This window comes from Actinomadura geliboluensis (genome assembly GCF_005889745.1).
Lineage (GTDB): Bacteria > Actinomycetota > Actinomycetes > Streptosporangiales > Streptosporangiaceae > Spirillospora > Spirillospora geliboluensis.
Window position 1 is genome coordinate 1 of sequence record NZ_VCKZ01000293.1, and the last position, 11,549, is coordinate 11,549.

Genomic DNA, 11,549 nt, shown 5'->3' on the forward strand with positions numbered 1-11,549 from the left:
AAACTTGCGCGGTCGTCGGCAGAGTCAGTTGTGTATAAGAGACAGCCACGGAAGACTTGGTGGCCGCTCGCTAGGACCCGTCCGCCCTCCGACCGCGCAGCGCCCGGTCGGAGGGCGACGCGCGGTCGGAGGGCGACGCGCGGTCAGAGGGCGACGAAGGTCAGGCCGCGCTTCTTCAGCTTCGGGATGGCGTCCCGCAGGGCCTTGATGGTCTGGGAGCGGTCGCCGCCGCCGTCGTGGCACAGGACGATGTTGTTCTCCTGGCCCTTCAGCAGGGCGCGGCGGATGCGGCCCACGCCGGGGCGGGCCCAGTCGCGGGGGTCGACGGCCCAGTCGATCGGGAGCATGTCGTGCTCGGCGACCAGTTCCAGGACGGTCTTCGACCAGGCGCCGCCGGGCGAGCGGAAGAACTGCGGGACGACGCCGGTGACGTCCGCGATCCGGTCGTGCGCCTCGACGATCTCCTTGCGGACCCTCTTCTCCGGCAGGCTCGCGATGGCGATCGGGTGCGTCATGGTGTGGTTGCAGATCTGGTGCCCGGCGTCGGCGATGCGGCGGGTGAGCTTCGGATACTCCTTCACCTGCTCGCCGATGATGAAGAACGTCGCGTGGACCTCGTGCTCGGCCAGCAGGTCGAGCATCTTCGGCGTCCACGTCGGGTTCGGGCCGTCGTCGATGGTCAGCGCGATCGACTTCGGCGGCGCGGGCGGGGCCAGCTGCGACAGCTCCCGGACGGGCTTCTCCAGCGCGGTGAGCTTGCCCGGCGTCCAGGACGCGGCCCGCGGCGTGGGGGTCGGCGTCGGCGTCGGGGTCGGCGTCGGATGGATCACCGGCCGCGCGCGGGGCGTCGCCGCGGGCGCGGCCGCGGCGCGGGAGCCCGAGGGCCGCGCGGCGTCGGCACCGAGCGTGGCGAGCCCGGCGGCACCCAGCAGCAGAAGCGCTTTGCGGCGGGATGTCCCACCTGACTCCTCAACCTCCACAAGTCCCACGCTATCGAGGTTTTAACCGGGTAGGGGGTCGCTATGGGATCACAATCGGCTCATTTGGGCGGCAGGTGAGTGCGACCCCGGAGGTCGGTCCGTTGCTGGCCTTCGTGCTGGCGTCGCTGGCGGCCGTCGCGGCGGTGCTGGTCCGGGTCGGCGGGCTCGGTCTCGGCCGGGACATGCTGGTCGTCTCGGTGCGCGCGGCGGTGCAGCTCACGGCGGTGTCGCTGCTGATCGCGGCGGTGCTGCGCAGCGCGGGGCTGACGGCCGCGTTCATCGCCGGGATGGTGGTGATCGCGGTCGTGACGGCGGGCCGCCGCATCACTCGGTCGCGGCGCGGCCCCGGCTGGTGGACCGCGCTGCCGATCGTCAGCGGCGTCGGGCCCGTGCTCGGGCTGCTGATGGCGACCTCGCTCGTCCCGGCCCGCACGGTGTCGGTGCTGCCGATCGCCGGGATCTTCATCGGCGGCGCCATGTCGGCGACCGGGCTCACCGGCCGCCGCGCGCTGGACGAGCTGGCGACGCGCCGCGGCGAGTACGAGGGCGGCCTCGCGCTCGGGCTCCTGCCGCGCGACGCCGCGCTGGAGGTGTGCCGCTCGTCGGCGGCGCTCGCGCTCTTCCCCGTCCTCGACCAGACCCGGACGGTCGGGCTGGTCACGCTGCCGGGCGCGTTCGTCGGGGTGCTGCTCGGCGGCGCCGACCCGGTCCAGGCGGGCGCGGTGCAGCTGCTCGTCCTCATCGGGCTGCTGGCGATCGAGTCGATCGCCGTGCTGATCACACTGGAGCTGGTGGCCAGGGGCCGGTTCGCCGTCGCCCCGGCGGACGGGAGGCGGACGCACGGGCATTGACGGCAGGGCGGTGGACGTCCTCGGTGAGTTCCCGCAGGTGGGGGTGGGAGCTGCCGGTATACATCCGCATAAATTGGCAACGGTCCCGCCCCGATCGCCGTAACCCTTTGCCTAAGAACAATCATGTTCGCCAGAGGTGTTACGGTCTTCAGTGCAATATCGGGGGCCGGACGTCCCCGGCCGGATTCGAGCCGGGACGGCCGTGCGATCACGGCCCGGCGCAGCCGGCGTGTGGTGACCGAGTGTCCAGGCAGTGCGCCACGGGGGCCGATCTGTGCTGGAACACGCCCGCGTCGCCGCCCGCGGCGCTGACCCCGTCGCCGGGCCGATCCACCGAGAAGCCGCGCGGCCCCGCGGTTCTCACCGGCCCCACCGGCCCATCGGCCCGTCCCACCGCGATCCGGTGGCGGCGGCCGGGGTCCATCCCCCCCCCCGCGCAGGGCGGCCTTACGGGAGCAGGCCGGCGCGGCGGGCGGCGGTCACGGCCTCCAGGCGGGTGTGGCTGTCCAGCTTGCGCATCGCCGAGCGCAGGTAGCTCTTCACCGTCTCCGGAAGCAGGCCGAGCCGTTCGGCGGCCTCCGCGTTCGTGCAGCCGATCGCCACGTACGACAGGACGTCCAGCTCGCGCGGCGACAGGACGGGACGCGGCGCGGCGTCCGCGTCGTCCAGCCCGGCGGCGGCGAGCCGCAGCGACGCCCGGCGCAGGCGGTCGCGGGTCGGCAGGTCGCTGACCTCCTCGGCCAGCGCCCGCAGCTCCGCGTGGACCGCCCGCACCTCCTCCCAGCGCGCCGCCGACGTGCCGGGTCGCGCCCGCGCGAGGGCGTCGTCGGCGCGGTCCTGGACGGCGAGGTCCTGTTCGAGGTCGCGGGCGACCTGGACGGCGGCGCCCACGATGCGGTCGGCGAGGCCGAGCGGTTCGCGGAGCGCGCCGTACAGGACGCCGCGCACCCGCCGCCGGACGACGATCGGGACGGCGACGATCGACAGCAGCCCCTCCCGCCCCACGGGCTTGTCGTAGTCGTGGCTGATGGCCGCCGAGCACGGGTAGTTGCTCACCCAGGCGGGACGCCCGAGGGCCATCGCCTTGCCGCCGAGCCCGTTGCCCCGCCGCACGACGAGGCCGTTCAGCGAGTCGGTCGTGTTGCCGACCAGCTCGGTGATGCACAGCCGGTCCCGGCCGCTCAGGGCGCCGCCGAACACCATCGGCAGCCCGGTCGTGCGGTGCAGGGACAGCACCGCCGACCGGACGGATCCCGCGTCGTCGCGCGCGCCTCGGGGGGCGCGCCCTCCCGAGGCCCCCGGTTCAGCCGCATCCATGCTCCGAGCATGCCCTGAGCGACCCTCGCCCCGAAAGGCCGGACGCGGAGAAACGCGGGGGTTTCCGCAGGCGGTCAGGCGTGCCGCGCGGTGGCGGCGTCCTCCAGGCCGAGGATGTCGACGGCCTCCGCGCGCATCTGCACCTTGCGGATCTTGCCGGTGACCGTCATCGGGAACTCCTCCACGACGTGCACGTAGCGGGGGATCTTGTAGTGCGCCAGCTTGCCCTCGCAGAACGCGCGCAGCTCCCCGGCCGTCATCCCGGGCACGCCCTCGCGCAGCCGCACCCAGGCCATCAGCTCCTCGCCGTACTTCTCGTCGGGGACGCCGATGACCTGCGCGTCCACGATGTCGGGATGGGTGTAGAGGAACTCCTCGATCTCGCGCGGGTAGATGTTCTCGCCGCCCCGGATGACCATGTCCTTGATCCGGCCGGTGATGTTGACGTAGCCGGCGTCGTCCATCACGGCGAGGTCGCCGGTGTGCATCCAGCGGGCCGCGTCGATGGCCTCGGCCGTCTTGTCCGGCTCCTCCCAGTAGCCGAGCATCACCGAGTAGCCGCGGGTGCAGAACTCGCCGGGCACGCCGCGCGGGACGGTGACGCCGGTCTCCGGGTCGATGATCTTGATTTCCAGATGCGGCAGCACGGTGCCGACCGTGGACACCCGGCGGTCGAGGGAGTCGCCCGCCCGGGTCTGCGTCGACACCGGCGACGTCTCCGTCATGCCGTAGCAGATCGCGACCTCGCCCATCCCGAGCCGCTCGATGACCTGCTTCATCACCTCGACCGGGCACGGCGACCCCGCCATGATCCCGGTGCGGAGGGTGGACAGGTCGAGGCCGTCCAGCGAGGGCTCGTTCAGGACGGCGATGAACATCGTCGGCACCCCGTACAGCGACGTGCAGCGCTCGGCGGCGACCGCTTCGAGGGTCGCCTTCGGGTCGAACGCCGGCGCCGGGATCACGACGCACGCGCCGTGGCTGGTCGCCGCCAGGTTCCCCATCACCATGCCGAAGCAGTGGTAGAAGGGCACGGGCACGCACACGCGGTCCTCTTCGTCGTAGCCGCACAGCTCACCGACGAAGTAGCCGTTGTTCAGGATGTTGTGGTGCGAGAGCGTCGCGCCCTTGGGGAAACCCGTCGTCCCGGACGTGTACTGGATGTTGATGGGGTCGTCGGCGGTGAGCGTCCGCGCGATGTCGACCAGGACGGCCGGGTCGCTCGTCCGGCCCGCCTCCATGAGCCCGTCCCAGTCGGGGGTGCCGATGAGGATGACGTCGCGGAGGGCGGGGCACTTCGGCTTGACCTCGTCCACCATCGCCGCGTAGTCGGACGTCTTGAACGTGGACGCCGACACCAGCGTCCGGATGCCCGCCTGGTTGAGGACGAACTCCAGCTCGTGCACCCGGTAGGCGGGGTTGATGTTGACGAGGATCGCGCCCAGTTTCGCCGTCGCGTACTGGACGAGCATCCACTCGGCGCAGTTCGGCGACCAGATCCCGACACGGTCGCCCTTGACCACGCCGAGGTCGCGCAGGCCGAGCGCTACGGCCTCCACGTCGTCGGCGAACTGCTCGTACGTCCAGCGGCGGCCGGAAGTGCGATCGACCAGCGCGTCCCGTTCGGGGAACGCGGCGACCGTCTTGTCGAGGTTCGCGCCGATGGTGTCACCGAGCAGGGGGGTGGTCGATACGCCCGACGCGTAGGAGAGGTTCATCGCAGGTCCTCCTCGCGGAACTCGCCCGGCGGCCGGTCGTCCGGGCCGGGATGCTTGTCGATCTCGCTGGTCCGCAGCTCGACCCGGCGGATCTTGCCGGAGATCGTCTTCGGCAGCTCGGCGAACTCCAGCAGCCGCACCCGCTTGTACGGCGACAGCTGCGCCCGGCTGTGCTCGAAGATCGCCTTCGCGGTCTCGGCGGTCGGCTGCCAGCCGTTCGCGAGCGTCACGTACGCCTTCGGCACGGCCGCCCGGACCGGGTCGGGCGACGGCACGACCGCCGCCTCCGCGACCGCCTCGTGCTCGATCAGCACGCTCTCCAGCTCGAACGGGGAGATCTTGTAGTCGGACGCCTTGAACACGTCGTCGGCGCGTCCGACGTAGGTGATGTAGCCGTCCTCGTCGCGGGAGCCGATGTCGCCCGTGTGGTAGTAGCCGCCCGCCATGGCCTCTTCCGTGCGGGCCTCGTCGCCGTGGTAGCCGGTCATCAGCCCGAGCGGGCGGTCCTCCAGTTCCAGGCAGATCTCGCCCTCGTCGCCCGGCTCCCCGGTCAGCGGGTCGATCAGCGCCACCTTGTAGCCCGGCACGGCGCGCCCCATCGACCCCGGCTTGACCGGCTGGCCCGGCGTGTTGGCGATCTGCACGGTCGTCTCGGTCTGCCCGAAGCCGTCGCGGATCGTCCGGTCCCAGGCGTCCCGCACCCGCTCGATCACCTCGGGGTTCAGCGGCTCGCCGGCCGCGACGACCTCGCGCGGCGGCGTCGCGAGGCGGCCGAGGTCGGCCTGGATCAGCATCCGCCACACGGTCGGCGGCGCGCAGAAGCTCGTGATGCCGCAGCGCTCCATCGTGTCGAGCAGCCGGTCGGCGTCGAACCGCGTGTAGTTGAAGATGAACACGCACGCCTCGGCGTCCCACGGCGCGAAGATGTTGCTCCACGCGTGCTTCGCCCAGCCCGGCGACGAGATGTTGAGGTGGACGTCCCCGGGCCGCAGCCCGATCCAGTACATCGTCGACAGGTGCCCGGCCGGGTAGGACGCGTGGGTGTGCTCCACCAGCTTCGGCTGCGCCGTCGTCCCGGACGTGAAGTAGAGCAGCAGCGTGTCCCGCGACATCGTCAGCCCGTACGGGGTGTACGACTCGCCCTCCTCGTAGGCGTCGGCGTACGCCGTCCAGCCCTCGACGGGCGCGCCCACGGCGATCTTCGTGTAGTCGCCCTCGACGCCGTCGAACTTGCCGGTGTCGGCCGAGGCGACCACCACGTGCCGGGCCTTGCCGCGGGTCAGCCGGTCCTGCAGGTCGGCCGTGCCGAGCAGCGGCGTGCACGGGATCATGATCGCGCCGAGCTTCATCACCGCGAGGACGGTCTCCCACAGCTCGACCTGGTTGCCGAGCATCAGGATGACCCGGTCGCCGCGCCGCACGCCCGTCCGGCGCAGCAGGTTCGCGACCTGGTTGGACCGCCGCGACAGCTGCGCGAACGAGTACTTGGCCTCGGAGCCGTCCTCCTCGACGATCCACAGCGCGGGCGCGTCGTTGCCCTCGGCGATCTTGTCGAACCAGTCCAGCGCCCAGTTGAAACCGGTCAGCACCGGCCAGCGGAACTTCTCGTACGCCGTCGCGTAGTCGTCGCGATGCGCGAGCAGGAAGTCGCGCGCCGCGCGGAACTCGACTGCGGGCATGGTCTCTCCTCGTAGCCGCACGGACACCCGGTCACCTGGATGGTTGGCCATCCGGGTGACCCGCGCCACCCCCGAACGGGGGTAGTCGGGATCGTCCTACCCGCCCGTCGTGAACGTGGACCGCAGCAACCGCGCCATGTGCTCGCCGATCTGCTCCGGCGTCCACCCGCGCTCGTTGAGCAGCGTCTCGCTGACCCCGTTGGAGATGAGCGCGAGCAGCATGTCGGTGGCGGTGTCGACCGTCCAGCCGGGGGCGAGGACGCCCTCCTCGTCCAGCCGGCGGATCAGCGCCCGGTTGGTCTCCAGCCGCCAGTACAGCGCCGCCTCCCAGTGCCGCGCCGCGTCCGGGTCGTTGCCCGCCTCCCGCTCGACGGCCCGCGACACCTGCAGGATGCGCGCCATGAAGTCGGCGTGCCGGTGCGCGAACGCCTCCAGCGCCGACACCGCGTCGGGCGCCTCGCTGATCGGCGCGAACCGGCCCTCCAGGTCCTCGACCTCGTTGACGTAGCCGAACAGCTCGGTGATCAGGTCGGCGCGGGACGCGAAGTGCAGGTAGACGGCCCGCCGCGACACCCCGGCGTGCTCGGCGACGGCCGCCATCGTCGTCGCCGCCATGCCGCGCTCCTCGACGAGCTCGCGGGCGGCCCGCAGCAGCGCCATCCGGGAACGGCGGCTCCGCGCGTTCCGCGGCTCCTCGATCGACCTGGGCATGGCCCCATGATTCCAGCCTTGTCGAAACTGCACGCGCTGTGTACTTTTTAACTTCACATCATGTGCAGTTAAGGGGGATGTATGCGGCAGTGGTGGCCGGTCGCGGGCAGCGGCCTCGTCGTCTTCATGGCGACACTGGACACGAGCATCGTCGCGGTGGCGCTGCCGTCGCTCGAACGCGGCTTCGGGGTGCGGACGTCCGCCGCCGAATGGGTCGTCCTCGGCTACCTCGCGCCGCTGATCGCGCTCACGCTCCCCGCCGGCCGGTGGCTCGACCGCACCGGCCCGCGCGCGGCGCTGCTGCTCGCCGTGGCCGGCTTCACGCTGAGCAGCCTGGCCGCCGGGCTGGCGCCGTCCCTCGCGCAGCTCGTCGCGTCCCGGGTCGCGCAGGGCGCCTTCGCGGCGGTGCTGTTCGCGGTGATCCCGACGATCGTGATCCGCGCCGTCCGCCCCGACCTGGCCGGACGGGCGGGCGCGCTCGTCATGACGCTCGGCCCGCTGGGCGCCGTGAGCGGCCCGCCGCTCGGCGGAGTGATCGTCCAAGCCTGGGGATGGCCGTGGATCTTCTACATCAACATCCCGATCGGCGTCCTCGTCACGGCCATCGCCCTGACCACCCTGCCGCCGGACGCCCTCCGCCTCCCGGGCCGCGCCTTCCTGTCCGAGACGGCGCTCCTCGCCGCGGCGAGCGTCACGCTGCTGCTCTCCCTCTCCCTGTCGGCGAGCCACGGCATCGCGTGGCTGGCCCTGTCCGCCGGCGCCGTCCCGCCCCTCTGCCTCTGGGGCCGGACGAGGGCGAGCGACCCCGTCCGGGCCCTCCTCCGCGTCCCGGCGCTGGCCGCGCCCGTCGCGGCGATCATGCTGAACGCCCTGGTCATCTCGCTCACCGAGTTCCTCGCGCCGTTCTACCTCCAGCGGACGCTGGGGCTCTCCCCGTCCGCCACCGCGGCGGCGATCCTGGCGTTCCCCGTGGCGATGGTCGCGGCGGGCCCCGTCGGCGGCGTCCTCGGCGACCGCTGGGGGACGGACCGCGCGGCCGTCCTCGGAGCCGCGGTCACGGCCGCCGGCGTCCTGCTGCTGGTGCCCCTCGGCACCGGCTGGCACCCGGCCGACCTGAGCTGGCGCCTGGCCGTCGTCGGCGCGGGCACCGGGCTCTTCGCGGGCCCGACGTTCGCAAGGCTCATGTCGAGCGCGCCACCCGACCTCCAGGGCACGGCCGGAGCGGCGCAGAGCCTGGCCCGCCAACTCGGCTTCTCCCTAGGGCCCGCCTTGGCGACCACTGTGTGGGCCTTGTCCGACTACAGCCTCGTCGGCCTGCGCACGGCCTTCGCCTTGGCCACGGCTACCGCCCTCACGACCGTGCTGACCCTGCGCCTCCGTACCGGACGCTGAAACGGCGGACGACCCGGAGCCGGATGGCCTCGGGTCGTCCGCCGTGCTTTTGCTCAGCGCTTGAGGGAGTGCAGGAGCTCGCGGGTGTCGTGGCGGCGGTTCCAGGCGATCGCGGCGAAGACGACGGCGAACGCGGCGGGCATCAGGCTCCAGGCCGGGTCCAGGACCAGCAGGTGCGTGGTGATCGCGCCGGCCATCAGGCCGATCAGCCCGGTCGCCGCCAGCCCGGCCAGGCGCGGCACCAGCAGCCCGATCGCGCCCGACACCTCGACGATCCCGGTGACGTAGCGGAACCACTGGCCCCACCCGATCAGATCGAAGGTCTCCACGGCGTCGGCCTGCCCGACCAGCTTCGGCAGCCCCGACGCGATCAGCAGGAACGCCGCGAGCAGCACCTGCGGCACCCACAGCACCTTGCGCACCGAGCCACCGTCAACAGCGGCGGCGGCGGTGGTCGGGGACTGGACGGTCTGAGCGGTCTGAGCGGTCATGGCGGTGGTCCTTCCGTGTGGTGCATCTCATCGGCCTTCACTGACGCGTCGCACGGACCCCGACCGGATCGACATCCCGCTCGTTTTTTCTTCAAGATTTTTTCGAGGCCACATAAGCCCAGGTCAGGCAGGGTAACCCCGCATCAGAAGCCGTCAAGCTGCCTCTGGAAGATCGCCCCATATTGTGGGGAAATGTAGGGGAGTGGTGGCGGCGAGGCTGGGGGCGTCATGGCTGTCCGGATCGGCGGTATCGAACTCCACGCGGGACCTACCGTCCTCGGCGGCCCCGACGACCTGGACGCGGTGATCCGCGACTTCGTCACCGAGGCCCGGCACACGCTGCGCGTCGCGGTGCAGGAACTGGACTCCCGGACGATCGCGCAGGCGATCCTCGCGGCGCGGGCGCGCGGTGTGCGGGTGCAGATCATCCTGGAGGGCGACTACCTGCGGGAGGACCGTCCGGCCGCGGATCCGTGGGCGGCGGCCGGGGCCAACGAGGAGAACCGGCTCATCCACGCGGCCCTGCTGCGCGCGGGCGTGGACCTCGTCACCGACCTGAACCCGGCGATCTTCCACCAGAAGTTCATCGTGCGCGACGCCGGCGAGCCGACGGCCGCGGTGCTGACCGGCTCGGCGAACTTCACCCTCACCGACACCGGCACCAACCCGGCGGGCGGCTCCGCCGGCAAGGCGGGCAACAACCTCAACCACGTCCTGATCCTGCGGGGCCGCCGCGCGGCGGCGCTCTACCTGGAGGAGTTCCTCCGGATGCGCTCGGGGACGTTCGGCGCGATGCACGAGCGCGTGGAGCCGCGCCCGGCGGAGTTCCGGCTGGGCCAGGTCCGCGTCAAGCCGCTGTTCGCCCCGCGGCACGGCCCCGAGATGGAGATCATGAAGCAGATGCTCAAGGCCGCGTCGAGCGTCGACTTCGCGATGTTCACCTTCGCCCGCTCGTCCGGCATCGACGACACGATGATCAGGCTGGCGCCGTCCCTGACGCGCGTCCGCGGCGTGCTGGACCACGGCCAGGGCGCCCAGGCGTGGGCCGCCACCGAGCCGCTGAAGGCCGCCGGGGTTCAGTTGTTCGAGAACAAGCCGGGCACCGGCGTCCGGAAGGTGCACCACAAGCTCATGGTCATCGACGAGCGCCTGGTGATCGCCGGCAGCTTCAACTACACCGCGCCCGCCACGACGCTGAACGACGAGAACATCATCGTCCTCGGCGACCTGGAGGAGACCCGCGCTGACGCCGAGACCGCCCAGCGCCAACTAGCCGCATTCGCCCTCCACGAGATCTCCCGAATCACCACCGACCTCTCCCGCCCCGCCTGAAGGACGGGACGGGAGAGGTCGGCAGGCGACGACTGCTGGACGAGGCGAAGGGTTCAGCGGGTCGTGGTCAGGCCGCCGGTTACGGCGAGGATTTCGCCCACCGTGTAGCTGGAGTCGGCGTCGGACGCCAGGTACACGTACGCCGGCGCCATCTCCTCCGGCTGCGCGACGCGGCCCATCGGGCCCTCGCTGCCGAGGTTCGCGAGCCCTTCCTCCGGCATGTTCGGGTCGGCGATGTTGAGCACGGTCCACGTCGGGCCCGGGGCCACCACGTTCGCGCGGACGCCGTCCTTGGCCAGATGGAAGGCGATCGACTTGGTGAAGTTGACGAGGGCGGCCTTGCTGGCCGCGTAGTCGATCATCGTGTCGCTGCCCTTGAGGGCCTCCTCCGAGGCGGTCGCGATGATGGAGTCGCCCGCCTTCAGGTGCGGGCGCGCCGCCTGGACGAGATGGAAGTACGAGTACACGTTCACCTTGAAGGACCGGTCCCAGTCCTCGTAGGAGAGTTGCGAGAGGTCCAGCTGGCTGTTCAGGTGCGCGGAGTTCTGTACCAGGATGTTCAGGTCGCCCAGTTCACGCACCGTCCGCTCGACGGCGTCGTGGCAGAACGACGCCTCGGCGAGGTCGCCGGGCAGCAGCAGGCACTTGCGGCCTTCGGCCTCCACGGCGCGGCGGGTCTCCTCCGCGTCCGGCTGCTCCTCCGGCAGGTACACGATGGCGACGTCGGCGCCCTCGCGGGCGTAGAGCACCGCCACCGCGCGTCCGATGCCCGAGTCGCCGCCCGTGATCAGCGCGACCTTGCCGTGCAGCTTGTCCGCCGCGCGGTAGCGCTCCGCCTGGTAGCGGGGCTTCAGTTCGACGTCCTGCTCGTTGCCGGGCGGCTGCTGCCGCTGCTTGGGGTACGGCGGCACCGGCTCCGAGAGAACCTGCGGTTCCGTGCGGTCGTTCCCGTTGTCCTGCACGTTCTGCAACCCCCTGGGCGTCTGCGATGGAAGGGGCAGGGCCCCCGTCACTGCCTGTGGCGGCTACCCCTGAAGCCGTCCGCCAAACAGGACGCTGGTGGGGGTCATTGTGGGGG

The 11,549-nt window shown here is 71.7% G+C and carries 10 protein-coding genes; 3 read left to right on the plus strand and 7 right to left on the minus strand.

What is annotated here, in order from left to right; all coding sequences use genetic code 11:
• Positions 1-143 precede the first annotated feature (143 nt).
• The gene (locus tag ETD96_RS31250) at positions 144-980 is read right to left on the minus strand and encodes a polysaccharide deacetylase family protein (protein WP_138640080.1); all 837 of its coding nucleotides are present in this window, start codon (positions 978-980) and stop codon (positions 144-146) included.
• Positions 981-1,081: 101 nt separating this feature from the next.
• Between ETD96_RS31250 and ETD96_RS31255 the strand changes: the two genes are divergently transcribed.
• Positions 1,082-1,831 carry an ABC transporter permease gene (locus ETD96_RS31255; protein WP_240808358.1) on the plus strand — a complete coding sequence of 250 codons (750 nt, stop codon included), beginning with the start codon at positions 1,082-1,084 and terminating at the stop codon, positions 1,829-1,831.
• A 447-nt stretch (positions 1,832-2,278) separates the two neighbouring features.
• On the opposite strand, the gene ETD96_RS31260 is transcribed toward ETD96_RS31255, so the two are convergent.
• The 4 genes from ETD96_RS31260 to ETD96_RS31275 all read right to left on the minus strand — a co-directional run bounded on the left by ETD96_RS31260 (position 2,279) and on the right by ETD96_RS31275 (position 7,256).
• The gene (locus ETD96_RS31260) at positions 2,279-3,148 is read right to left on the minus strand and encodes a helix-turn-helix transcriptional regulator (RefSeq protein WP_138640082.1); all 870 of its coding nucleotides are present in this window, start codon (positions 3,146-3,148) and stop codon (positions 2,279-2,281) included.
• Between the two features lie 74 nt (positions 3,149-3,222).
• The gene (locus ETD96_RS31265) at positions 3,223-4,866 is read right to left on the minus strand and encodes an AMP-binding protein (RefSeq protein ID WP_138640083.1); all 1,644 of its coding nucleotides are present in this window, start codon (positions 4,864-4,866) and stop codon (positions 3,223-3,225) included.
• Positions 4,863-6,545, minus strand: a complete 1,683-nt coding sequence (locus ETD96_RS31270) for an AMP-binding protein (RefSeq protein ID WP_138640084.1) — start codon at positions 6,543-6,545, stop codon at positions 4,863-4,865. Before ETD96_RS31270 ends, ETD96_RS31265 begins: the two co-directional genes overlap by 4 nt.
• Before the next feature lie 96 nt (positions 6,546-6,641).
• On the minus strand, positions 6,642-7,256 hold the full coding sequence (locus ETD96_RS31275; RefSeq protein ID WP_138640085.1) for a TetR/AcrR family transcriptional regulator: 615 nt from the start codon (positions 7,254-7,256) through the stop codon (positions 6,642-6,644).
• Between the two features lie 81 nt (positions 7,257-7,337).
• Between ETD96_RS31275 and ETD96_RS31280 the strand changes: the two genes are divergently transcribed.
• Positions 7,338-8,648 carry an MFS transporter gene (locus tag ETD96_RS31280; RefSeq protein ID WP_138640086.1) on the plus strand — a complete coding sequence of 437 codons (1,311 nt, stop codon included), beginning with the start codon at positions 7,338-7,340 and terminating at the stop codon, positions 8,646-8,648.
• A gap of 53 nt (positions 8,649-8,701) precedes the next feature.
• Here ETD96_RS31280 and ETD96_RS31285 read toward each other — a convergent pair whose 3' ends face one another.
• Positions 8,702-9,139, minus strand: coding sequence for a DoxX family protein (locus ETD96_RS31285; RefSeq protein WP_138640087.1), 438 nt, complete (start codon positions 9,137-9,139; stop codon positions 8,702-8,704).
• A 228-nt stretch (positions 9,140-9,367) separates the two neighbouring features.
• On the opposite strand from ETD96_RS31285, the gene ETD96_RS31290 reads away from it, so the two are divergent.
• On the plus strand, positions 9,368-10,471 hold the full coding sequence (locus ETD96_RS31290) for a phospholipase D-like domain-containing protein (protein ID WP_138640088.1): 1,104 nt from the start codon (positions 9,368-9,370) through the stop codon (positions 10,469-10,471).
• 53 nt (positions 10,472-10,524) lie between these two features.
• Here the strand turns inward: ETD96_RS31290 and ETD96_RS31295 are convergent, their stop codons facing one another.
• A complete protein-coding gene (locus ETD96_RS31295; protein WP_138640089.1) occupies positions 10,525-11,433 on the minus strand; it encodes an SDR family oxidoreductase in 909 nt (302 codons plus the stop codon).
• Positions 11,434-11,549: the final 116 nt, after the last annotated feature.

Excerpts from the sequence above, each read along its gene's own strand:
- ETD96_RS31265 (WP_138640083.1), bottom strand. The coding sequence starts at position 4,866 with ATGAACCTCTCCTACGCGTCGGGCGTATCGACCACCCCCCTGCTCGGT.
- ETD96_RS31280 (WP_138640086.1), top strand. The coding sequence starts at position 7,338 with ATGCGGCAGTGGTGGCCGGTCGCGGGCAGCGGCCTCGTCGTCTTCATG.
- ETD96_RS31285 (WP_138640087.1), bottom strand. The coding sequence starts at position 9,139 with ATGACCGCTCAGACCGCTCAGACCGTCCAGTCCCCGACCACCGCCGCC.
- ETD96_RS31260 (WP_138640082.1), bottom strand. The coding sequence starts at position 3,148 with ATGGATGCGGCTGAACCGGGGGCCTCGGGAGGGCGCGCCCCCCGAGGC.
- ETD96_RS31270 (WP_138640084.1), bottom strand. The coding sequence starts at position 6,545 with ATGCCCGCAGTCGAGTTCCGCGCGGCGCGCGACTTCCTGCTCGCGCAT.
- ETD96_RS31290 (WP_138640088.1), top strand. The coding sequence starts at position 9,368 with ATGGCTGTCCGGATCGGCGGTATCGAACTCCACGCGGGACCTACCGTC.
- ETD96_RS31275 (WP_138640085.1), bottom strand. The coding sequence starts at position 7,256 with ATGCCCAGGTCGATCGAGGAGCCGCGGAACGCGCGGAGCCGCCGTTCC.